We start from the raw sequence: 22,461 nt of genomic DNA, 5'->3' as shown, positions 1-22,461 counted from the left end.
ACTCAAATATTGACTTTTTTACATTTATTATAGATCTCTCTACGAAAATATCAAAACGAAAGCATTCTGCTGAAATGAGCATATTAAATTGAATTTAATGCCTGCTTTAGGTCTTCTATTATATCTTCTACATGTTCCAGGCCTACCGAAACCCTAACTAAACCGGGGGTTATCCCAGCTTCCAATCTATCTTCTTCACTTAATTTACTATGGGTGGTAGAGGCAGGATGCGTCACAATACTTCTTGTATCTCCCAAATTGGCAGATCTTGAACAGAGTTTTACGGCATCAATAAACTTTCTACCTGCTTCAATCCCCCCTTTAATCTCAAAGGAAACAATGTTTCCTCCTTTTTTCATTTGTTTTATTGCAATCTCATATTGTGGATGCGATTTCAAAAATGGGTATTTTACATTTTCAGCGTTGGCCTGGGATTCTAAAAACCGTGCTACTTTTTCGGCGTTTTCGCAATGTTTATCCAAACGCACCGACAGGGTTTCAAGGCTTTTTGAAAGCACCCAGGCATTGAACGGCGACAAAGCCGGGCCGGTATTTCTTGAGAACAAATAAATTTCCCGAATCAAATCGGCTCTTCCTACAGTTACCCCTCCTAGCACACGCCCCTGGCCATCTATTAGTTTTGTTGCAGAATGAATTACTAGATCTGCTCCATATTTAATAGGGTTTTGCAACCAGGGTGTGGCAAAACAATTATCAATTACCAGAATAATATTATGCTTTTTCGCAATCCTCCCCAACAACTCCAAATCCAAAATGTCCAAACCTGGATTGGTAGGCGTTTCGGCAAAAATCATTTTGGTTTCCGGCTTTATTAATTCTTCAATCTTATCAACTTCGTTTACATTAAAATAAGAGTGCGAAATATTCCACTTTGGAAAAAATTTGGTAAACAAACTGTGGGTAGAGCCAAAAACAGCTCTGGCCGAAATTATATGATCGCCACTATTTAACAAGGCCGCAAGACTGGAAAAAACAGCACTCATTCCTGTGGCAAAAGAAAAACCGGCCTCTGCCCCTTCCATTTTTACCATTTTTTCAGTAAACTCTGAATTGTTCGGATTTGTAAAGCGGCTATAGATATTGCGTTCTTTTTCCTCAGAAAAAGAAGCCCTCATGTCTTCGGCATCATCAAAAACAAAACTAGACGTAAGATACAAGGGCGTGGAATGCTCCTGGTATTGCGTTCGTTCGTTTTGGGTTCTAATGGCTTCGGATTCAAAATGCATAATTGTTGATTTTGTTGTTTTTTAATTTAGCCTTTGCGATAATTTAAGTACATCGCCAGCAATTCCACGGGCAGTTACGGCAGCTCCTGCACCTGCTCCCTGAATAACCAGGGGTTGATCTCCATAAGATTCGGTGTAGATCTCAAAGATGTTATCGGCTCCCTTAATTTGTCCCAGGGCTGTATTTTTTGGTTCAGAAATAAGCTTTGCCTCCAGGCTGGCACTGGCTACTTCAATCTCACCAATATATCGCAATACATTACCTTGTTCCTGCTCGTTCTTGTGTTTGCTAAAAATCTCGTCTAACTCCCCAAGTCTTTGTTGAAATTCCTCTGCGGTAGTTTTTCCGTTTAATTTCTCAGGAATTAAAGACTGAATTTTAACTTCTTGAAACTCCTTATCTAACTCAAGCTCACGGGCAAGAATTAACAATTTCCTACCAACATCGTTACCTGAAAGATCTTCGCGGGCGTCAGGCTCGGTATAACCAAGCGTTCCCGCTTTCTTTAATACATCAGAAAATTCTTCCTGATTTTCAGAAAAAGTATTAAAAATAAAGCTTAACGAACCGGAGAAAACTCCACGAATTTTGGTGACTTTCTCACCAGATTGGTATAGGTCCTGAACGGTTTGTACTATGGGCAACCCTGCACCTACATTGGTTTCGTAATAAAAATGTTTGCCGTGATAATCCAGTTCTTTACGTATTTCTTTGTAAAAATCTGAAGATAAGGTATTGGCTACCTTATTGGCCGCTACCAGGTTAAAGCCATTTTGAATTAACCTTATATAAATTGATGCAAACTCCTTACTTGCCGTAGCATCTATCCCAATTAAGTTTTCAAGATCGTTGGTTCTGGTAAAATCCAGGATATCTTCAAGTTTATAATTTTTAGCATTGCTTTTGAATTCTTCTTGCCAGTTTTCAGAAATTCCTTCGGTAGTAAAAAGTGCTTTTGTAGAATTGGCAATTACCGGAATGTCTATTGAAACTCCCGAATTCTTTTCCCATTGCTCTTTTGCGTTAAGTAATTGATTGATAAGGGTACTTCCTACGTTACCGATCCCAAACAAGATGATGTTCACTTTTTTCATTTTCTTTAATGTTGGTTTTAAATACAGGTTTTAAAAATCTAGACAGTTGTGCGGCTTCAATTAAAAACGCATCATGCCCGTGTATTGATTTTATTTCGTGAATACTCACATTATTTTTTTCGAGCGAAAGGTTTACATAAGTGTCCCAGTTCTCGTCGGCCAGGAAAAACCAGTCTGAATTTACCGTTACTATATGAATATCGCCCTTAATTTTTTTTGCGGCCTCCAGGTATTTACCGCTACCTTTACTAATATCTATGGTGGTTAGTAAATGGTTCATTAATTTATATGACGCCAGTTGAAAACGTTCTTCCAATTTTTTACCGTGGTATTGCAACCAGCCTTCAACCTTATAACAAGGCTCCAGTTCTTCTTTGCTTCTATTAAATTTTTTACTTAGGGATTGTGGCGTACGGTAAAAAGTCATGGCATGCATTCTAGCGTCTTTTACCGGGGTATTAGAGTTATTTAATATTTGTCCCTGCACTTTACAATTTGCCAACACCCAATCTGTAGCTTTATAATCGGTTGCAATAGGAATAATATGTTCGGCCAAATCGGGTTTTAAAGCAGCCAATTCCCAGGCAAGGGCTCCTCCTATAGAGCCGCCAATTATAGCAAAGAGTTTTTCTATTTCCAGACGTTCCAGGGCCAGGGCTTGAATTCTGGCAATATCAGCCAGGGTAAACTCCTTGTAATTTTCAATTAGGTGTTCTTTTTTCCCATTGAATCCATTACCCGGAATATTAAAAGCCAGAATACTAAATTTATTGGTATCTACACTTTTGTTTTCACCTACAATTTTGGTCCACCACCCCAATTTCCCGGTAATTTGAGAGTTTCCTGTAAGTGCGTGGTTTATTAAAACAACCGGCGCAGTTTTATGGCTTTGCCCAAATTGTTGAAAGCTCAAATGGATATCCTGTACCGTTCCCGCCGAATTCCTAAAATCTTTTAAACAGAGTTCCTGAAGCATTTTTCTCTTTTTTTTGATTTAGAAAGAGCAAAAGGAAAAAGACTTAACCTGGCTGCTTTCTCCTTTGCCTTTCCACCAACAATAAATTAAACCAGTGCTTTTTCTTTAATCTTGGCAAATGCCTCCACTAAATCTGCTTTTAAATCTTCTATATTTTCAAGTCCTACAGAAAGTCGAATAAGGTCTTTTGTAACTCCGGTTGTTGCCTGTTGCTTCTCGTCCAGTTGCTGATGCGTGGTACTTGCAGGATGAATAATTAAAGATTTGGTATCTCCAATATTGGCAACAAGAGAAAATAGTTTGGTCTCGTCGGCAATAACTTTAGCCGATTCAAAGCCACCTTCTACTCCAAAAGTAACCACACCACTTTGGCCTTTTGGAAGGTATTCTTTAGCCAGTTTATTGTACTTACTACTTTCAAGCCCCGGATAATTCACCCACTTCACTTCTTTTTGCTGTTCCAACCATTGGGCGAGCGCAAGGGCATTTTCACTATGTTGTTTTATCCTAATTTCCAGGGTTTCCAGCCCCTGTAAAATCTGAAAAGCATTATATGGGCTTAATGCTGCCCCGTGATCGCGAAGACCTTCAATTCTAACTTTAGCAATAAAAGCTGCTTCTTTCAATGCCTCGTGGTAAACAAGTCCGTGGTAACCCGGTGATGGCTCTGTAAATTCCGGGAACTTTCCATTTGCCCAGTCAAAATTACCTGCATCAACAATAGCACCTCCCAGCGAAGTTCCATTACCGCTAATGTATTTGGTAAGCGATTCAATAACAATATCTGCTCCGTGCTCAATGGGTTTTAACAATGAAGGGGTAGCAACAGTATTATCAACTATAAACGGAACTTTAAGTGCACTGGCTTCTGCAGCAATGGCTTTTAGATCTAGCACATCGAGTTTTGGATTCCCTAGAGATTCCACAAAAATTGCACGGGTATTTTCTTTGGCCGCCTTTTTAAAGTTTTCGGGATATTCAGGATCTACAAAGGTGGTGGTAATTCCCAATCTAGGTAAGGTTACGCTCAGTAAATTGTAAGTTCCTCCATACAAACTACTGGAAGCTACAATATGATCTCCGGCTTTTAAAAGCGTTAAAAGCGTAGTGTTTATAGCAGCCGTTCCAGATGCAGTAACTACTGCCGCAATACCTCCTTCCAATGCAGCAAGCCTTTGCTCCAAAACATCGTTCGTTGGGTTGTTTAAGCGGGTGTAGATGTATCCGGGTTCAGCTAATGAAAAAAGATTTGCAGCGTGATCTGAATTATTAAATACATAAGAAGTGGTTTGATAAATAGGCACAGCCCTTGTTCCTCCATTGTTTTTAGTATCGTGACCGGCGTGTAATGCGTTTGTTGAAAATTTTTGCGTACTCATAATTTCTAATTTTTTATATTCTTACTTCGTATTTTGAAGTTTGATTTATTTTTTATTGAATTCCCTACTTTGCGGGTATATAATTGTTTTGTAAAAAAAAGTCCCCTTAAGTAGCTATTACCAAGGGGACCTTTTAAATTGAACTCTAAACAAACTAAGTTAAATTCGGTTTTGGCAATAGCGATTCATGTGTCGCATCATCATAGACATCATCATATCACGCATCATCATATTGTTCATTGCCTTTTTCATCTCGTTTATTTCTATAGCTCCGGAAAACCGGAATTCTTCGTTTTATTTTTTACTGTAATTCTAAGCTTACAACATTAAATTATGACATAAAAAAACCGCTGCGTTTGGCAGCGGCTTTTTCAATTTTATCTTTTCAGATTTATTCAATTGAATGCGCTGCGGAGGCTCTCCACATCATCATACGCATCATATTGAAAATTGTCTGGTACATTTCTTTGTTTTGTTCCCGGCAAATATAAGGGGAGAAATTTCTAATTTCCAAATCGAAACAGCATTTTTACGAAAAAAATTTTAAAAGGCGTAAAAAATAAAAAGTCGATATTTATTTTGATTTAAAAATAACAATTCTCCATTTTTAAATCAAAAATAAAGACAATAAACTGTAAGTCAAATAATTATAAAATAGATGCTTCTATCTACGTTGCTAACATCCTTAAACCGAATAAAAAAGAAAGTTAAAGCAAGTTCGAGTTGAGGTTATTTTTATACATTTGTACCCGAATTAATTAAAGGGAAGGATTTGACTGATTGCAACCCTCAAATACACGAATTGTGTATTAAAAATGCTAAAGCAGTAATACACTCCTCTTAGCTTTATCTGTCAAATGCTGCCCATATTTTTTAAAAACATTTTTAAATATGGCATATTTATTTACTTCAGAAAGTGTATCTGAAGGACACCCCGATAAAATCGCAGATCAAATTAGCGATACACTGCTGGATAATTTCCTTGCATTTGACGAAAATTCCAAAGTTGCCTGCGAAACCCTCGTAACTACAGGACAGGTTGTACTTGCCGGTGAGGTTAGAAGCGACACCTATTTAGATGTGCAAAACATTGCCAGGGAAGTAATAAACGATATTGGTTACACCAAAGGGGCTTATAAATTTAGCGGGGATTCTTGTGGCGTAATCTCATTAATTCACGAACAATCCCAGGAGATCTACCAGGGTGTAGATCGTGGAAACAAGGAAGAACAAGGTGCCGGAGACCAGGGTATGATGTTTGGTTACGCTACCAACGAAACCGAGAATTATATGCCGCTGGCACTGGACATTTCGCATAAAATTCTTATTGAACTGGCAAAATTAAGGCGGGAAGGAAAAGATATTCCTTACCTGAGGCCAGATTCTAAAAGCCAGGTTACCATAGAATATAGCGATGATAATGTTCCGCAAAAGATTGTTGCCATTGTGGTTTCTACCCAGCACGACGATTTTAATGGGAACGATGAGGAAATGCTGAAAAAGATTAAGAAAGATATTATTGAAATTCTTATTCCCCGGGTAAAGGCACAATTACCTGAATATGTACAAAAACTATTTAACGACGACATCACTTATCATATAAACCCTACAGGAAAATTTGTTATTGGCGGTCCTCACGGTGATGCCGGTCTAACTGGAAGAAAAATTATTGTAGACACCTACGGTGGTAAAGGTGCCCACGGAGGTGGTGCTTTTTCAGGTAAGGATCCCAGCAAGGTAGATAGATCTGCTGCTTATGCTTCCAGGCACGTAGCCAAAAATTTAGTGGCCGCCGGGCTTGCAGATGAAGTGTTAGTACAGGTTTCTTACGCCATTGGGGTGGTAGAGCCTACTTCAATCTCTGTAGAAACTTACGGTACGGCCAAAGTAGATATGAAAGATGGAGAAATCGCTAAAAAAGTAGCTGAAATTTTTGACATGCGCCCCTGGGCCATTGAAGACAGGTTAAAACTCAGAAATCCTATTTATCGCGAAACCGCTGCCTATGGGCATATGGGAAAAACCCCAAGAACCATTACAAAAATCTTTAAAAGTCCTTATTCCGGAGAAATAAAGAAAGAAGTTGAATTATTTACCTGGGAAAAACTGGATTATGTAGATAAAGTAAAGGAAGCTTTTAAGCTTTAAATTACAAATGCCATAATTATTTAAAATACCGCTGCAATCAGCGGTATTTTTTTTTTGACTTTTTCTTCGGAAAGCTTTAACAACGGGGCGCAGTTTTAATTCCTATTTTTAGAATTACACTAACCAAGCGTCTTATGTCTGTTTTTAAAAAAGTAAAAAACACTATCAACCTATTAAAGTCGGTTGATATGGATCAATTAGCGAAAATCAATAAACAAATAGATCTTTCTGAAGCGGTAAAAAGTTTAGGCCAGCTCGATGAACGTCAGCTGCAGGGTTTAATGAAAATGTTAAAAGCCAAGCGTAAAAAAGGCCAAAGCGATCTCCCTCCCATAGATGGCGATTTTTACAACTTAGACCTTAAGTTAACAGAAGAGCAACGCAAGCTCCAGATGCAGGTGCGAAATTTTATGGAAGATGAAGTGAGACCTTTGGTGAACGACCATTGGAACCGGGCTAAATTTCCACACGAAATCATTGAAAAATTCAAGAAATTAAATATTACGGGCGTTCCTTACAAAGGTTATGGCTGCCCCAACCTTCCTTTCTTAATGGAAGGTATCATTGCGCAGGAAATTGCCAGGGTAGATGTGTCTATCTCAACTTTTTTTGGCGTACATAGCGGGCTTGCAATGGGCTCTATTTATCTATGTGGTAGCGAAGAACAAAAACAAGAGTGGCTTCCAAAAATGCAAAAACTGGAGGCGATTGGCGCTTTTGGCCTTACAGAACCAAATGTAGGTTCTGGTGTTGCCGGTGGCCTGGAAACCACCTGTAGGTTTGATGGCGAAAGTTGGATCTTAAACGGACAGAAAAAATGGATAGGCAACGCCACCTTCGCCGATGTAATTATTATTTGGGCAAGAGATGAAGATAGTAACCAGGTAAAAGGTTTCCTGGTTAGAAAAGAAAATCCCGGTTTTAAGGCTGAAAAGATGCAGGATAAAATGGCACTGCGAATTGTACAAAATGCCCTCATTACCTTAACCGATTGTAAGATACCCGAAAGTGATAGGTTGCAAAACGCCAATTCATTTAAAGATACCGCAAAAGTACTTCGCATGACCAGGGCAGGGGTGGCCTGGCAGGCAGTTGGCTGCGCCCGTGGAGCTTACGAAAGTGCTTTAAAATACACCCGAAAAAGAGAACAGTTTGGAAGACCCATTGCCTCTTACCAACTAATTCAGAATCACCTGGTAGAAATGGTATCCAATCTTACTGCAATGCAAACCCTGGTTTTTAGGCTTTCTGAAATGCAGGATGCCGATTTGCTTACAGACGAACACGCATCTCTGGCCAAAGTATTTTGCAGTATGCGCACCAGGGATGTAGTAAGCCGTGCCCGCGAAGTAATGGGCGGAAATGGTATTTTACTTGAACACGATGTAGCGCGTTTTGTGGCCGATGCAGAAGCCATTTATAGTTATGAAGGAACAAAAGAAATAAATTCACTTATTGTAGGCCGTGCAATTACGGGTTATAGTGCATTTGTGAGTTAATACTAATCAAAAAAAATAGAAAAAGAATGTCATTATTAGTTATTAGTCCGGGGAAAGACCCGGAAGCCTGGGTTAAAGCATTAAAAGAACAACATCCGGGCCTAAACATTTATGTTTATCCGGAAGACCATGATAAAGAAGAAGTAGAGTTTGCCCTTACCTGGAAGCATCCACGCGGAATTTTCAAAAATTACCCTAATTTAAAAGTGATTGCTTCTATGGGTGCCGGGGTAGACCATATTACCAGTGATGAAGAGCTTCCCGAAAATATTAAAATCACCAAAGTAGTAGATGATAGATTAGAAGAAGATATGGGGACTTTTGTGCTGGGCCTTATTCTGGCTCACCAAAGAAACCTTCTGCATTACAGGGAAAGTCAACTTAACGAAAAGTGGGAACCTGTTCCCTACACCCGAAACAATCAAATTAAAGTAGGGATTTTAGGAATTGGAAACCTGGGACAACGGGTAGCACATAAATTACTTCAAAACGATTTTCAGGTAATTGGATTTTCAAGAAATAAAAAAGAAATTGAAAATGTAGAAAGCTTTGCCGGTGAAGATGAACTAGACGAATTCCTGGAACAATCCAATATCCTGGTAAATATGCTCCCTTTAACTCCGAATACCGAAAAAATACTCGACAAAGAATTATTCGAAAAATTACCAAAGGGGGCCTATCTAATAAATGTTGCGCGTGGAGAACATTTGGTAGAGCAGGACTTATTGGCCAAAGTAGATGATGGTCATCTTTCGGGGGCTGCCTTAGATGTATTTTGGGAAGAACCCATTAGAGATGAACATCCGTTTTGGAAACACCCAAAAATTAGAGTAACTCCCCACATTGCCAGTGTTACCCATCCAAAATCTGTGGTACCGCAAATTATTGAAAACTACGAAAGATTGCAGGACGGGGAACCACTTAAAAATGAAGTAAAAAGAGACATAGGTTATTAGTAAACTACCTCGTGTCAAGCTCACGAGGCATTCGTTGGAAACAAATTTTTAATGTCGAGGCAAGCCTTGGAGGTATTACACCCTTTGGCGGCGCCAATAAAAAAGTTACTTATGAAAAATTTCAAAAACATTCTTGTAGCCATAGATTTTAACGATGCCGTTGGGGAACTAATGGCTTATGCTGAAAGTATTGCAATGAAATTTAAGGCAAAGATCTGGGTGGTTCACGTGGCCGCCCCAGATCCCGATTTTGTGGGTTATAGCACCGGCCCTCAATACATAAGGGACATGCGTGCCGACGAACTTAAAACCGAACATAAAGAATTACAGGAAATTTGCAAGATGTTTATTAGTGAAAAAATACCATCTGAAGCCCTTTTAATTCAAGGTTCTACTGTAGAAACGGTTCTGGAAGAAGCCAAAAAATTGAAAGCCGATATGCTTATTGTAGGTACGCACAAACACAGCTTTTTTTACAATCTTTTTGCCGAAAGTGTATCGGTAGAACTTTTTAAAAACGCTGAAATACCGGTTTTTGCTGTACCCATTGAAGAAAAAAAATAGGCGGTTATTTCATTGCTATTAAAATCGCAACATTTATTGGCATTAATTTTATTCGTAGAAGTCTTGTATGATGATAAGCAAAGAGGAATTCACAAACTTACACTCCAATATTGCACCCTATATTAAGCGCACGCCCATTATGCGATCGCGATTATTAAATGGTCTCGCAGGGACCGAAGTATATTTTAAATGTGAGAATTTTCAAAGAATGGGTGCTTTTAAAATGCGTGGTGCTACGGCCGCAATTTTGGCGTTAGGTGCAGAAGAGCGTAAAAAAGGCGTGGTTACCCATTCTTCGGGCAACTTTGCACAAGCAGTTTCACTTTCAGCAAAAAGTCTGGGAATTCCGGCTTACATTGTAATGCCATCCTCTGCTCCACAAGTAAAGAAAGAGGCCGTAAAAACTTATGGCGGGCAAATTACCGAATGTGAACCCAATATAAAAGCCCGGGAATCAGCAGCCAAAAAAATACAGGAAGACACGGGAGCTATTTTTCTGCATCCTTCTAATGATCTTGATGTAATTTATGGACAGGGCACCGCAGCTAAGGAATTTCTGGAAGATTTTCCCGAATTAGACCTAATTATAACTCCCGTTGGTGGCGGCGGACTTTTAGCGGGCACAGCACTTGCGGTAGACTTTTATGCTGAAAAATGCAAAACTATAGGTGCAGAACCCTTTGAAGTTGACGATGCCTACAGGTCTCTTAAAAGCGGAAAAATTAAGTTTAACAAAAGTACCAATACCATTGCCGATGGTTTAAAAACCCACCTGGGCGATAAAAACTTCCCTATTATTCAAGAAAGAGTCTCTGAAATTATTCGGGTAGAGGAAGAAGAAATTATTTCCGCTATGAAGCTTATTTGGGAACGGCTTAAAATTGTAGTTGAACCATCGGCAGCGGTAGCTTTTGCAGCCCTTTTACGTGAAAAAGAAAAATTTCAGGGAAAAAAAGTAGGGATTATTATCTCGGGAGGCAATGTAGATGTAAGCAATTTACCTTTTTAAATTTCCCGGTTTTCCTTTAAAAAACTCACCGTTACCAAAACTTGCCCAACGTGCCGTTGGCTATGTTCTGCTGCGTGAAACAACAAACCAATTACGCTAGATGGCAATGCTTTTCTACCCACCGGTCTATATTCTGTCAAAATATCTTCAGGGGTATTTTTAAGAAAAACGACTGCCTCCTCTACCTTTTTCGGAAATTTTGTACAAGGATTTTCATGGAAATATCTTCATTTGAATTTCCCTCATTTTTCAAATAAGCAAATTGAGCTTCCGATAGCTTTTCAGCTTTTGCATAGCTTAACATTCTATCTAATATTCCGGTTAAATGTTGCAAATGAAAACCCACAGAAGCTCTTCCTGAGGGCATTTCCCAAAGTAACTCTTCCGGAAATCCCTGCGTGTATTTTTCTATTTCTTCCATGGATTGCAAAAGTGCATGAGCCACAGGCTGCAACAAATTAGGCACCCCCGCTACTTTTCCCCGCAACCAAACTTCAGGTTTATTATCTCCCATTTTTTTAAGAATTTCAGTAAAATATTATTTACATCAAACTTAATAGAAAAAGTAATACTCATAAAAAACATGCGTCATAAGATTTCAGGTTTTAAATCTACATATCTGCTTTAGCTTTTAAGCATTTCATAGTATATTTAGCCTCTTAAAATAAGAGCTTATTAAACACTAAGGGCATATCAATTCAAATAGTTTTTATGAATAATAACAATGAAAATTAATTGAGAACAGACTCAAGTGTTTAGCCTTCTCAATACATTTTTTTACTTCAAAAAACGCTCGAATTGAGACTTTTATAATTGGCATCATAACAAAAATCATTAAAAATTACACTATGCTTAGAAATTTCCTTCCGGCTATCTTGTTACTTTTAGCCGCTTCACCACTTTTCTCTCAGGAAGACGAAGAGAAAAAGAAATGGGATGTAAACAATCCTTATTCCGACGATTGGAATATTAAAGAAGTTCAGCTTCAAACCAATGAGGGCACCTGGATGAACCTTGATGTTTCCCCAGATGGCAAAACCATTGTTTTTGACCTTTTGGGCGACATTTACAAAATGCCAATTACCGGTGGTAAAGCAGAACTTTTAAGAAGTGGTATGGCCTATGAAGTTCAGCCGCGATTTAGCCCCGATGGTTCTAAAATATCTTTTACCAGCGATGCCGGAGGCGGTGACAATATTTGGATTATGGATGCCAAAGGAGAAAATGCCAGGCAACTTACCAAAGAAAATTTCAGGCTATTAAACAATGCGGTTTGGACTCCAGATGGCAATGCCATAGTAGCCAGAAAACACTTTACCTCGGGCCGTTCTCTTGGCGCCGGCGAGATGTGGCTGTACCATATTGGCGGTGAAGGAGGCCTACAACTTACAGAACGTAAAAACGACCAGCAAGACGTAAATGAGCCCAGTATTTCTCCAGATGGCCGCTACCTTTACTACAGTGAAGATATGTATCCCGGCGGAATGTTTCAATACAATAAAGACCCGAATAAGCAGATTTACGTAATAAAACGTTACGATTTTGAAACCGGTAAAAATAAAACTATCACCGGTGGTCCCGGGGGCGCAGCCAGACCTCAGGTTTCACCCGATGGTAAAAAACTTGCTTTTATTAAACGAGTTAGAACCAAATCGGTTTTATACATTCACGATCTGGAAACAGGCGAAGAATGGCCGGTTTACGATAAATTGAGTAAAGACCAACAGGAAGCCTGGGCTATTTTTGGGGTATATCCCGGATTTAGCTGGATGCCTTCAGGAAAAGAGCTTGTTTTTTGGAGTGAAGGAAAAATCAATAAAGTAAATATTGAAAATTACGAAGCCGAAGTAATTCCTTTTGAAGTTGAAAACACCATAGAAATCGCTGAAACCCATCGTAGCGAACACCAGGTGTTTTCAGAAGAATTCAACCCAAAAGTAATTCGCCATGCGGTGACTTCACCAAACGGAAAAACCCTGGTTTTTAATGCCGTTGGTTATTTGTGGAAAAAATCTTTACCTAACGGAAAACCTCAGCGTATTACCAAAGGTGAAGATTTTGAGTTTGAGCCTGCTTTTTCACCAAACGGGAAAGAAATTGTTTACGTAACCTGGAACGACTCAGAAATGGGAGCTGTGATGAAGGTAGGCCTAAATGGAAGAAACCCGCAGAAGCTAACTTCAGAAAAAGGTATTTACAGAAACCCGGCTTTTTCAAATAATGGAGAACAAATTGTTTTTGTGAAAGAAAGGGGCAATAGTGACCAGGGGCAAACATTTAGCAAAGAACCGGGAATTTACACGATAAGTGCTTCAGGAGAAAACAAAAAGAAAATCCACCACACAGGAGATTTCCCGATGTACAACAAAGACGATTCCCGTATTTTCTTTCAAACCGGGGGCGCACTTATGGGTAGCTTGCAAAAAAGCCTAAAAAGTATTGATTTAAACGGAAATGACGAGCGCACGCATATAAATTCAAAACGTGCCAACCGTTTAGTACCTAGCCCAGATAATAAATGGGTAGCTTTTAGCCACCTGCACCAGGCCTATTTAGCACCACTTACCTTAACAGGAAGACCTTTAGATTTAGATAACAATACCAAAAGTATTCCGGTAACCCAAATCACCAAAGATGCCGGGATGAACTTGCATTGGTCTAACAACAGTGAAAAAGTACACTGGACTTTAGGTGACGAGTATTTTACCAATAAAGTTTCAGAGCGTTTTACGTTCCTGGAAAGCTCTCCAGATTCTATTCCAGCCATTACCGAAAAAGGAACAAAAATAGGATTGGAGTTAAAAACCGATGTACCTAAAGGGCAAATAGCTTTCACAAATGCCAGGATCATTACCATGAATGGTGACAAGATAATTGAAAACGGAAGTATTTTAATTAAGGAAAATAAAATTGTTTCAGTAGGCGAAGCTTCCGAAGTGACTATTCCCAATAATGCCAAAGTTTATGACCTGGAAGGAAAAACCATCATGCCGGGTATTGTAGATGCACACGCTCATATTGGTGCTTTTAGATATGGTTTAACACCAAAAAAACATTGGCCTTTATACGCAAATATGGCCTTTGGGGTAACTACCGTGCACGATCCTTCGGCTTTAAGTGAAAGCATTTTTAGTATGGCAGAACTGGTAAAAGCCGGTGAAATGGTAGGGCCTAGAATTTACTCTACTGGAATCATTTTATACGGTGCTGAAGGCGATTTTAAAGCAGTTATAAATAGTTTGGAAGAAGCCAAATCGGCTTTAAGAAGAACAAAAGCCTTTGGGGCAACCTCGGTCAAAAGTTATAATCAACCACGCCGCGAACAGCGCCAGCAAATAATGCAGGCAGCGAAAGAGTTAGAGATGAATGTAGTGCCCGAAGGTGGAAGTACGTTTTTACATAATATGAACATGATTGTAGACGGGCACACCGGGATAGAGCATAATATTCCTATAGCTCCTGTTTATAAAGATATAGAAACACTTTGGGGAAATAGCAAAACCGGTTACACCCCTACATTAATAGTTAATTACGGAGGCGTAAACGGTGAATATTATTTTTACCAGAAAGACAATGTTTGGGAGAATGAGCGTTTGCTGAATTTTACTCCGCGTCAAATTGTAGATTCAAGATCAAGGCACCGTACCAAACTTCCTGATGAAGAATATGAAAACGGACCTATTTTAGTTTCAAACACCGCTAAAGAACTATCTGACCTTGGCGTAAAAGTAAATCTTGGTGCGCACGGGCAGTTACAGGGTCTTGGTGCCCACTGGGAACTTTGGTTATTGCAAATGGGAGGCATGACGAATTTGGAAGCCCTGCAAGCCGCCACCATTAACGGTGCCGAATATATTGGCATGGGTAGTGAAATCGGGTCTTTAGAAGAAGGTAAACTAGCCGATTTAATTGTTTTAGAGAAAAATCCATTGGAGGATATTCGTAACTCTGAATCGGTTATTTATACCATGGTAAATGGCAGGCTTTATGAAGCCGAGACTATGAATGAAATTGGAAACAACCCAAAAGAACGCAATGAATTTTACTGGGAAAACAACAAATATAATGCGGCTTTCCCATGGCACGAAAGCACCCAGAGCTTTACTGCTCCCGGTTGCACCTGCCATAGATTAACAAATTAAAAACTCATAAATTGGATAGTTAATTTTAGCTTTTGCTTAAACAAACCTAATTTGGTAACTTTTAAAGCAAATTAACTATCCAGTTTCTATGCTGAAATATGAAATTTTATGAGAAGGGTAAAATTTGGAAAGCTTTTCACTCACAGAAAAATAGATGAAAGCATTATTCGTGAACATCTTGCGCTAGAAAGAACTAAGCTCGCCAATGAGCGTACGTTGTTATCTTACACGCAAGCATCTATGTATTTTTTACTGGGGGGATTGGCTTTAATTCAGCTAAAGGAATATCAAGAGATGCATTACATTGGCTATCTGGCCCTGGTAATTTCTGTTTTGTTTCTTACTATTGGAATTTGGCGATTTATCGTACTCAAAAATAAAATGAAAGATCTTTTAAAGGGCAAGATAGAATCTTCTGCTGAAGAGAAAGAGGAGCCTTAATAAGTTACATACAGGCTTCAATTTTCTTTAAAAACTTCAATTTTTAAGAGCTTCATTTGCAAACATTCACACATTATTTTCTTCATTTTATAGCCATTGGTGCTATTGCCTGGTTCTATGATAAAAAGAACTGGAAAAAAAACTGGCTTATTCTACTGGCTACCATGGCTGTAGATATAGACCATATTTTTGCCACTCCCCTATTTGACCCTATGCGCTGCGGAATTGGCTATCATCCCCTACATTCACATTTTGCCATCGCGGGTTATGTATTAGGTGTACTTTTTATTAAGAACAAGCTATGGAAATTGATATTTATCGGTTTACTTTTCCATATGCTAACCGATTTTATAGACTGCCTTTGGATGTTTTCTAAATGCGGTGAGTGTTATACTTCTTCTGAAATTTACAAGTGGGTTCATTAAATTTCATAAAAATATCGTGCAGCATAATTTTAAAGTAAACTAACTCGGGGTGTTACACCCTTTGGCAGTGCCAATAAATTAGTTTCAAATTCGAATATCTTAGGGATTTTAAAAGGCAAAAAATTTAAATCTGGATATCAAAAAAAAACCTGAAAAACCGCATATTTGGGGTATATGTAGTTTTCAGGCATTGCCTAAGCAATATTTTAAGGGTTTAAATTTTTATTTTCTTCCTCATTAAGCATTCGTGATTTTATAAGAAAACGGTAGCCGGTAGGGATATCTAAAGAGAAACTACCTCCCCTCCCCTTAACTATATCTACCGTTAAATGGGTATGCTTCCAATATTCGAATTGGTCCCGGCTCATATAAAAATTCACTCCACCAACTTCGCCAAGCAATATATCGTTATCATCAATATAAAAATCTTCTTTTGGCAATAACATAGGGGTAGAGCCGTCGCAACAGCCACCACTTTGGTGAAAAATCACCTCGCCGTGCTGTTGCTTCAGTTCTTGTAGCAATTTATTTGCTTCAGGAGTTATTTCTACTCTTTTATAATCCATTTTTTAAAAGAAACCCAGTTTATTCTTATCGTAGGAGATTAACATATTTTTGCTTTGGCGATAATGGTTTAACATCATTAAATGATTTTCCCTTCCAAAACCAGATTTTTTATAACCTCCAAATGGCGCGTGGGCCGGATAATCATGGTAGCAATTTACCCAAACCCGACCAGCTTTTATTGCCCGTGGAATTTGATATAATTGATGTGCATCACGGGTCCAAACCCCGGCACCCAGACCATACATTGTATCGTTTGCAATTTCAATAGCCTCGGCTTCATCTTTAAAAGTACAAACAGCTACCACCGGGCCAAAAATTTCTTCCTGAAACACCCTCATTTTATTATGACCTTTCAGAATAGTTGGCTGAATATAAAATCCGTTTCCTAAATCTCCATCCAGTTTTGCTGCTCCTCCTCCGGCTAAAACCTCGGCCCCCTCATCTTTTCCTATTTTAATATATTCCAGGATTTTTTGATGCTGATCGCTAGAAGCCTGGGCACCCATCATGGTAGATTCTTCAAACGGATTACCCATTTTTATAGCTTTGGTGCGCTCAATTACCCGCTTAATAAATTCGTCGTAAATATCTTCCTGGATTAAAATTCTGGAAGGTGCAGTACAAACCTCTCCCTGGTTAAAGGCGAAAAGTACGGCGCCTTCAATACATTTATCGAGAAAAGCATCGTCATGATCCATTATGCTATTAAAAAACACATTAGGCGATTTTCCACCCAATTCCATAGTTACCGGGTGCAGGTTTTTTGAAGCATATTGCATAATTAATTGCCCGGTAGTGGTTTCTCCCGTAAAGGCAACTTTGTCTACATTTGGGCTTGACGCCAATGGTTTTCCTGCTTCGGGCCCAAAACCGTGAATCACGTTAAATACGCCCGGGGGCAATAAATCGGCTATTTTTTCGGCTAAAAACGTTGCTGAAGCAGGGGTTTGTTCAGCAGGTTTTAAAACAACGCAGTTACCAGATGCTAAAGCAGGTGCTACCTTCCAGGCAAGCATTAATAATGGAAAGTTCCACGGAATAATTTGGGCAACCACTCCCAAAGGTTCATTTATAATTAAAGAGAGGGTATTTTCGTTAAGTTCGGTAGCCGAACCTTCTTCGGCCCTAATTGCGGCCGCAAAATACCTAAAATGATCTATGGCCAGGGGTACATCGGCATTCATTGTTTCCCGAATAGCCTTCCCATTATCGGCGGTTTCCATTTGTGCAAATGTTTCCAGGTTTTCCTGGATTACATCGGCAATTTTATGCAAAATAGCAGCCCGTTCTGAAGCAGAAGTTTTCCCCCATTCGTGTTTAGCATTGTTAGCCGCTTCAATGGCATTATTCACATCCTTTTCATTAGACCTGGGATATTTCGCCAATACCTTATTATCTACCGGCGAATGGTTTTCAAAATACTCCCCATCTATAGGATCCTGAAATTTCCCATTAATAAAATTACCGTATTTTTCTTTAAATTTTGGTGCTGAGTAGCTCATAGAAATAATTTTAATATTTTAGCAATACAATTTATTTAAATTTAACACCAATTAATTGAACATTTCTATTAATAAATATCACATTACTACCAAGTAATTAAATTAAAAAGGTTTTGAATGATAATTTACTAAAATATAATCACGATTTAAAGCTAAAAACTTCTATTGAAAACAGAACGATCTACAGTTCAGATTACGCTGAGTTAAATGTTTTTGAAACCAGGCAGGTAGCCGAGAAGATAAACCTTAAGTTTGGATTCCCAATTATTGCGAGTATGCTTACCGGAAAAAAGGTGATGCATCTTGACGGAATAAAGGCCTTTGATTTTTTCCCAGGGGAATCGGTTGTTTTGCCTTCAGATAAAAAGATGCTTATAGACTTTCCGTTAGCAAGTGCAAAAAATCCAACCCGGTGCCTTGCCTTGGGAATTGATCCTGAAAAGATTAAAGAAACGGTTGAAATCTTTAATGAAAACACCCGAATTGAATTTGAAAATGACACTCATAGTTTCGAAACTACTGCGGTTCATTTAGACAATAATCAACAGGTACAATTTGTACTAGATCGAATTTTCAATACTTTCCTGGAGGCCGGGACAGCTAGAGACGCATTGCTAGATTTAATGCTAAAAGAACTTATTATTAGGTTGCTTCAAACCAAAGCAAAGGTTATGCTTTTGGACAACGAAACACTTTTTGACAATAATAGGATGGCTTTTATTGTAAAATACATGCGGGAGCACCTTACCGAAAATATTCAAGTAGATAAATTGGCCAATAAAGCCTGTATGAGCACTTCAAATTTTTATAGAAGCTTTAAAAACACCTTTGGCGAAAGCCCAATAGATTATCTAAACGCAGAGCGAATTAAGTTTGCAAAAAAACTTATTCAGCAAACAAATAAAAAGTTTGCCGATATCGCTTATAAAAGTGGCTTTAACAATACCAGCTATTTTAACCGTCAGTTTAAGCGCTTTGAGAAAATTACTCCTAATCAATATAGAAAATTGGTTAAAAACAATATCGCTTAATATTTTGCGACATTTTCACTTAGTTCCTCCAATGCATTTTTCATAGCACTCAACTGTGGAAGGTTTTTGGTAAGTTTAAACCTTTTTGCCAGAAACAAAGGGTCGTTGTAGGATATTTTCACCACACCGGCTTCATCACGCCAAACCAAAAATTTAATCGGTAATTCCAGGGCAATTTTGCTATTCTCCTTCATAATTGGCGTACCAATTTTTGGACTCCCAAATATGATGAGTTTAGTAGGGCGCAATCCAATATTTATTTCCTCAGCATTTTTAAAATGATCTAACTCTATAAAAATCTGCAAATCAGGATTTTCTTTAATCGCCGTTACAAGACGATTGTAAGTGGCATTAAAGTTAAACTCACTAATTTCTGAGATAATACCCTGGTGTTTTTTCAGCTTGAGTTTTCCGGAGCTTTTAACCCTATTGCCCGCAGTTTTAGAAACTATGCTTTTAAGCGTTTTACTAAGATTACCCAGATCCTTGTTTTTTCTAAGATCGTAGCGCTGTTTCAGGTAATTGGTACTACTATATGTTATTATAGTTTGATTGTCTTGTTTATATACCAATATTTTAAGCGGGAGTTCCAGGCCCGCCAATTGATCTTTTTGCATTAAAAGGGAACCTTGTTTAGGATCACCGAAAATTAAAAGGAGATTTTCTGAGAGCTCCAAACCGGCTTTTTTAGCCTCTTTTGAATGTTCGATTTTTGAAAAAAAAGTGAACGTATTATGTTGTTCTAAAGTTTTTGCCAAACGCGAGGCCGTTTCTTTAAAACTATAATCACTGCGGGCAAGCATTAAATGATCCTTCTCTTTCTCCTGAGCCGTTCCTAATTGAATTCCGCAATAAAAAATAAGGAAGAAATATTTTAACAGGAATTTCATAGCTTTAAGTTAATGAATTTTAAGAAGATATAGAATGAAAAACTTTAGCTTTTCAAGATTTATGAGTATTTTGACAAAGTGGAAAATTCAAAGAATACTAATTCTTGTATCTTTGCAGGCCGCTTTTTAAAGCGGCTCTAACAACTATCTAATTATAACAACTTTATGCATGTAGCGATTGCAGGGAACATTGGCGCGGGAAAAACCACCCTTACTAAATTATTGGCAAAACATTATAATTGGGAGGCACAGTATGAAGATGTCTTAGAAAATCCCTACCTCGAAGATTTCTATAATAAAATGGAACGTTGGTCTTTTAACCTCCAAATTTACTTTTTAAATAGTAGATTTCGGCAAACACTTCAAATACGAGAGAGCGGAAAAAAAATCATCCAGGATAGAACAATCTATGAAGATGCCCATATTTTTGCCCCTAACCTTCACGCAATGGGATTAATGACCAACAGGGACTTTGAAAACTACAGTTCTCTTTTTGATCTTATGGAAAGCGTGGTGCAGGGCCCCGATCTTCTTATTTATTTAAGAAGCAGCATCCCAAACCTTGTCTCTCAAATACACAAAAGAGGCCGGGATTACGAAAACTCTATTTCTATAGATTATTTAAGCAGGTTAAATGAGCGCTACGAAGCATGGGTTCATAACTACAACAAAGGCAATCTATTGATAATAGATGTAGATAATATTAACTTTGTAGATAACCCTGAAGATCTAGGAGATATTATAAACCGAATTGACGCTGAGCTTCACGGATTATTTTAAAAACAAGTAAGATGGAATCAACAAAACTTAAACGACCAAAACATAAGGGTTCTCCAAAACTATTTGATAACCCTATTTTAGAAAAGCTAACGCATACACATATTTCCCTGCCCCTAATTATTTTTGGGCTTATTGCTGCTGCTTTAATCTACTACGGAGTTATTGAAAAAGGTTTTGAAGCACCTATGATGATAGGCCTTTTCGCGGCCGGTCTTTTCTTTTTTACTTTTGTGGAATATATTATGCACAGGTATTTGTACCATATCCCTGCTACCAGCGAAAGAAAGAAAAAAATATCTTACACCATGCATGGGGTACACCATGACTATCCAAAAGATAAATCAAGACTAGCCATGCCACCGGTGTTGAGTTTAATAATTGCTACCATACTTTTTATTATATACCGGGCGGTATTGGGAGATTATGTTTTTGGTTTCCTTGCCGGATTTTTAATTGGGTATGCAGGCTACCTTGCCGTACACTACTCGGTGCACGCTTTTAAGGTTCCAAACAATTTCTTAAAAGTTTTATGGCAGCACCATAGCATTCATCACTACCGTGAGCCAGACAGGGCATTTGGGGTATCTTCCCCACTTTGGGATCATATTTTTAGAACGATGCCTAGAAAAACGGCGGCCAGCAGAAAAACTGCAGTAGGAAAAAGCATTGACGACTAGTATTAGATAAACCCCTGTCCTTTTGCGTGGGCTACGGCTTCTTGCGAAGATTCTACCATTAGCACAGGAGTGGTATTGAAGTTATCGATTATACTTCGCACCCGGTTCATCTGCTTTTTATGTTTTACACTACGCAAATAAATTGCCAGAATCCTATCGGGATATTGGGCAGCAATCTCGGTATAGATAGAAGCGTCGTGTTCACCACTATCACCTATAAGAATAAAATTCATACCTGTATAGGTCTGTAAAATATTGGTAATTTCTTTTTGCTTATGTGGTTTTTCCGGTTTCAAACTCCCATCGAACGGCGTGCTAAATTTCCGGAGTAAAATTGGTCCTTTCGGAAAAACATTATGGTCTAAAAATAATTTTAAATACTCATATAAATTCCACGGGCTGTTACTTAAATAAAAAATGGGGTTATTTGGTGTGTTGTTACGTCCTTTGTGCAGTTTTTGGTAAAATTCTGCCGCTCCCTTTAGCGGAATTCTATCATAGGCATTGGTCAGCAATGAATTTTTGAGCAATCTAAGTTTTAAAAAAGACGTAACACCGGTATGTAAAATGGTATCGTCTATATCGCTAATTACACCATATTCTGCTTCGGGATCCGGAATTAAAAAACTACCGGTAAACGGATTTTCCAATAACTGGGTTTTCTTCCCCATTGGCCCCCTATAGTATAGCTTATAATCTAACCAGCCCTCTGCATCTGCATACTGTGCCAGGTTTTGCTTAATATCATTGTCAAATAAAAAATAGCCTTCCGCATTGGTTTTTGTAGTTGCCGGCACTTTCCCAGGCAGTAGTAAATCTACCTGAGCATCAGGAATCTCAAAAGTATCAAACTGCTTATAAGTGGTTTTTATGGTTCTAAAAATATTGGCATCCTTAATAATTTTTAGCGGCTCATTATCCAATACACGGCCTTTTATATACAAACGAGAATGTGTAGCATAGCTTCTATAAGGTGTAATTAATACCTGATCTATTAGCTTATACCTGCCAGCCAGCTTACGTATTCTTTTTTTCATGAAATTTGCGCTTTCGGACAAGTTAAAAATTATAGGATAGCGCGACCTTACTTTTAAATAAACTTTAGGAAGATGCGAAGTGCTAACTAATCTGTT

At 38.4% G+C, this 22,461-nt stretch carries 21 protein-coding genes; 11 read left to right on the top strand and 10 right to left on the bottom strand.

Annotation, left to right across the window (positions count from 1 at the left end):
* Positions 1–83: 83 nt before the first annotated feature.
* The 4 genes from I6U50_RS05555 to I6U50_RS05540 form a co-directional block, all read right to left on the bottom strand.
* Positions 84–1,247, bottom strand: a complete 1,164-nt coding sequence (locus I6U50_RS05555) for a trans-sulfuration enzyme family protein (RefSeq protein WP_198627812.1) — start codon at positions 1,245–1,247, stop codon at positions 84–86.
* 21 nt (positions 1,248–1,268) lie between these two features.
* Entirely contained in the window at positions 1,269–2,342 is a 1,074-nt protein-coding gene (locus I6U50_RS05550; RefSeq protein WP_198638130.1) for a homoserine dehydrogenase family protein, read from the bottom strand.
* On the bottom strand, positions 2,305–3,318 hold the full coding sequence (locus I6U50_RS05545) for an alpha/beta fold hydrolase (RefSeq protein ID WP_193711635.1): 1,014 nt from the start codon (positions 3,316–3,318) through the stop codon (positions 2,305–2,307). Before I6U50_RS05545 ends, I6U50_RS05550 begins: the two co-directional genes overlap by 38 nt.
* A gap of 86 nt (positions 3,319–3,404) precedes the next feature.
* Complete coding sequence (locus I6U50_RS05540; RefSeq protein ID WP_198638129.1) at positions 3,405–4,697, bottom strand: O-acetylhomoserine aminocarboxypropyltransferase/cysteine synthase family protein; 1,293 nt, start codon at positions 4,695–4,697, stop codon at positions 3,405–3,407.
* 891 nt (positions 4,698–5,588) lie between these two features.
* Between I6U50_RS05540 and metK the strand changes: the two genes are divergently transcribed.
* From metK to I6U50_RS05515, 5 genes are all read left to right on the top strand, one after another.
* Positions 5,589–6,845, top strand: coding sequence for a methionine adenosyltransferase (gene metK / locus I6U50_RS05535; RefSeq protein ID WP_198627815.1), 1,257 nt, complete (start codon positions 5,589–5,591; stop codon positions 6,843–6,845).
* A gap of 134 nt (positions 6,846–6,979) precedes the next feature.
* Positions 6,980–8,344 (top strand): acyl-CoA dehydrogenase family protein, encoded by a 1,365-nt coding sequence (locus I6U50_RS05530; protein WP_193711638.1) that lies wholly within the window; start codon positions 6,980–6,982, stop codon positions 8,342–8,344.
* Between the two features lie 26 nt (positions 8,345–8,370).
* A complete protein-coding gene (locus I6U50_RS05525; protein ID WP_198638128.1) occupies positions 8,371–9,300 on the top strand; it encodes a 2-hydroxyacid dehydrogenase in 930 nt (309 codons plus the stop codon).
* A 111-nt stretch (positions 9,301–9,411) separates the two neighbouring features.
* On the top strand, positions 9,412–9,864 hold the full coding sequence (locus I6U50_RS05520) for a universal stress protein (RefSeq protein WP_193711640.1): 453 nt from the start codon (positions 9,412–9,414) through the stop codon (positions 9,862–9,864).
* Between the two features lie 67 nt (positions 9,865–9,931).
* Entirely contained in the window at positions 9,932–10,873 is a 942-nt protein-coding gene (locus I6U50_RS05515) for a pyridoxal-phosphate dependent enzyme (RefSeq protein WP_198638127.1), read from the top strand.
* Here the strand turns inward: I6U50_RS05515 and I6U50_RS16080 are convergent.
* Both I6U50_RS16080 and I6U50_RS16075 read right to left on the bottom strand, forming a co-directional pair.
* The gene (locus tag I6U50_RS16080) at positions 10,870–11,013 is read right to left on the bottom strand and encodes a hypothetical protein (protein WP_317192017.1); all 144 of its coding nucleotides are present in this window, start codon (positions 11,011–11,013) and stop codon (positions 10,870–10,872) included. The two genes, I6U50_RS05515 and I6U50_RS16080, sit on opposite strands and share 4 nt — an antisense overlap.
* Positions 11,014–11,054: 41 nt before the next feature.
* Complete coding sequence (locus I6U50_RS16075) at positions 11,055–11,387, bottom strand: hypothetical protein (RefSeq protein WP_317192016.1); 333 nt, start codon at positions 11,385–11,387, stop codon at positions 11,055–11,057.
* Positions 11,388–11,721: 334 nt separating this feature from the next.
* Here I6U50_RS16075 and I6U50_RS05505 point away from each other — a divergent pair, with 334 nt between their 5' ends.
* The 3 genes from I6U50_RS05505 to I6U50_RS05495 all read left to right on the top strand — a co-directional run bounded on the left by I6U50_RS05505 (position 11,722) and on the right by I6U50_RS05495 (position 15,881).
* Complete coding sequence (locus tag I6U50_RS05505; RefSeq protein ID WP_198638126.1) at positions 11,722–15,015, top strand: amidohydrolase family protein; 3,294 nt, start codon at positions 11,722–11,724, stop codon at positions 15,013–15,015.
* Between the two features lie 108 nt (positions 15,016–15,123).
* Positions 15,124–15,456, top strand: coding sequence for a DUF202 domain-containing protein (locus I6U50_RS05500; protein WP_193711644.1), 333 nt, complete (start codon positions 15,124–15,126; stop codon positions 15,454–15,456).
* Between the two features lie 56 nt (positions 15,457–15,512).
* Positions 15,513–15,881: a DUF6122 family protein gene (locus I6U50_RS05495; protein ID WP_198638125.1), complete on the top strand. Its 369-nt coding sequence runs from the start codon at positions 15,513–15,515 to the stop codon at positions 15,879–15,881.
* 206 nt (positions 15,882–16,087) lie between these two features.
* Here the strand turns inward: I6U50_RS05495 and I6U50_RS05490 are convergent, their stop codons facing one another.
* Together I6U50_RS05490 and I6U50_RS05485 are read right to left on the bottom strand one after the other, a co-directional pair.
* A complete protein-coding gene (locus I6U50_RS05490) occupies positions 16,088–16,447 on the bottom strand; it encodes a DUF779 domain-containing protein (protein WP_198627821.1) in 360 nt (119 codons plus the stop codon).
* A gap of 3 nt (positions 16,448–16,450) precedes the next feature.
* Positions 16,451–17,950 carry an aldehyde dehydrogenase family protein gene (locus I6U50_RS05485; RefSeq protein WP_198638124.1) on the bottom strand — a complete coding sequence of 500 codons (1,500 nt, stop codon included), beginning with the start codon at positions 17,948–17,950 and terminating at the stop codon, positions 16,451–16,453.
* Positions 17,951–18,063: 113 nt separating this feature from the next.
* Here I6U50_RS05485 and I6U50_RS05480 point away from each other — a divergent pair, with 113 nt between their 5' ends.
* Positions 18,064–18,981, top strand: a complete 918-nt coding sequence (locus tag I6U50_RS05480; RefSeq protein ID WP_198638123.1) for an AraC family transcriptional regulator — start codon at positions 18,064–18,066, stop codon at positions 18,979–18,981.
* Here the strand turns inward: I6U50_RS05480 and I6U50_RS05475 are convergent.
* Complete coding sequence (locus I6U50_RS05475) at positions 18,978–19,871, bottom strand: DUF302 domain-containing protein (protein WP_198638122.1); 894 nt, start codon at positions 19,869–19,871, stop codon at positions 18,978–18,980. The two genes, I6U50_RS05480 and I6U50_RS05475, sit on opposite strands and share 4 nt — an antisense overlap.
* A 165-nt stretch (positions 19,872–20,036) precedes the next feature.
* On the opposite strand from I6U50_RS05475, the gene I6U50_RS05470 reads away from it, so the two are divergent.
* Both I6U50_RS05470 and I6U50_RS05465 read left to right on the top strand, forming a co-directional pair.
* The gene (locus I6U50_RS05470; RefSeq protein WP_198638121.1) at positions 20,037–20,651 is read left to right on the top strand and encodes a deoxynucleoside kinase; all 615 of its coding nucleotides are present in this window, start codon (positions 20,037–20,039) and stop codon (positions 20,649–20,651) included.
* Between the two features lie 11 nt (positions 20,652–20,662).
* Positions 20,663–21,328, top strand: a complete 666-nt coding sequence (locus I6U50_RS05465) for a sterol desaturase family protein (protein WP_193711651.1) — start codon at positions 20,663–20,665, stop codon at positions 21,326–21,328.
* A 2-nt stretch (positions 21,329–21,330) separates the two neighbouring features.
* Here I6U50_RS05465 and I6U50_RS05460 read toward each other — a convergent pair whose 3' ends face one another.
* Positions 21,331–22,365, bottom strand: a complete 1,035-nt coding sequence (locus I6U50_RS05460; protein ID WP_198638120.1) for an App1 family protein — start codon at positions 22,363–22,365, stop codon at positions 21,331–21,333.
* Positions 22,366–22,461 lie beyond the last annotated feature (96 nt).

This window comes from Salegentibacter maritimus (genome assembly GCF_016236975.1).
GTDB classification, from domain to species: Bacteria; Bacteroidota; Bacteroidia; order Flavobacteriales; family Flavobacteriaceae; genus Salegentibacter; species Salegentibacter maritimus.
This window is presented reverse-complemented; position numbering and strand designations above follow the sequence as displayed.

Coding starts and splice junctions, on each gene's coding strand:
- I6U50_RS05555 (WP_198627812.1), bottom strand. CDS start 1,247: ATGCATTTTGAATCCGAAGCCATTAGAACCCAAAACGAACGAACGCAA.
- I6U50_RS05550 (WP_198638130.1), bottom strand. CDS start 2,342: ATGAAAAAAGTGAACATCATCTTGTTTGGGATCGGTAACGTAGGAAGT.
- I6U50_RS05545 (WP_193711635.1), bottom strand. CDS start 3,318: ATGCTTCAGGAACTCTGTTTAAAAGATTTTAGGAATTCGGCGGGAACG.
- I6U50_RS05540 (WP_198638129.1), bottom strand. CDS start 4,697: ATGAGTACGCAAAAATTTTCAACAAACGCATTACACGCCGGTCACGAT.
- metK (WP_198627815.1), top strand. CDS start 5,589: ATGGCATATTTATTTACTTCAGAAAGTGTATCTGAAGGACACCCCGAT.
- I6U50_RS05530 (WP_193711638.1), top strand. CDS start 6,980: ATGTCTGTTTTTAAAAAAGTAAAAAACACTATCAACCTATTAAAGTCG.
- I6U50_RS05525 (WP_198638128.1), top strand. CDS start 8,371: ATGTCATTATTAGTTATTAGTCCGGGGAAAGACCCGGAAGCCTGGGTT.
- I6U50_RS05520 (WP_193711640.1), top strand. CDS start 9,412: ATGAAAAATTTCAAAAACATTCTTGTAGCCATAGATTTTAACGATGCC.
- I6U50_RS05515 (WP_198638127.1), top strand. CDS start 9,932: ATGATGATAAGCAAAGAGGAATTCACAAACTTACACTCCAATATTGCA.
- I6U50_RS16075 (WP_317192016.1), bottom strand. CDS start 11,387: ATGGGAGATAATAAACCTGAAGTTTGGTTGCGGGGAAAAGTAGCGGGG.
- I6U50_RS05505 (WP_198638126.1), top strand. CDS start 11,722: ATGCTTAGAAATTTCCTTCCGGCTATCTTGTTACTTTTAGCCGCTTCA.
- I6U50_RS05500 (WP_193711644.1), top strand. CDS start 15,124: ATGAGAAGGGTAAAATTTGGAAAGCTTTTCACTCACAGAAAAATAGAT.
- I6U50_RS05490 (WP_198627821.1), bottom strand. CDS start 16,447: ATGGATTATAAAAGAGTAGAAATAACTCCTGAAGCAAATAAATTGCTA.
- I6U50_RS05485 (WP_198638124.1), bottom strand. CDS start 17,950: ATGAGCTACTCAGCACCAAAATTTAAAGAAAAATACGGTAATTTTATT.
- I6U50_RS05475 (WP_198638122.1), bottom strand. CDS start 19,871: ATGAAATTCCTGTTAAAATATTTCTTCCTTATTTTTTATTGCGGAATT.
- I6U50_RS05470 (WP_198638121.1), top strand. CDS start 20,037: ATGCATGTAGCGATTGCAGGGAACATTGGCGCGGGAAAAACCACCCTT.
- I6U50_RS05465 (WP_193711651.1), top strand. CDS start 20,663: ATGGAATCAACAAAACTTAAACGACCAAAACATAAGGGTTCTCCAAAA.
- I6U50_RS05460 (WP_198638120.1), bottom strand. CDS start 22,365: ATGAAAAAAAGAATACGTAAGCTGGCTGGCAGGTATAAGCTAATAGAT.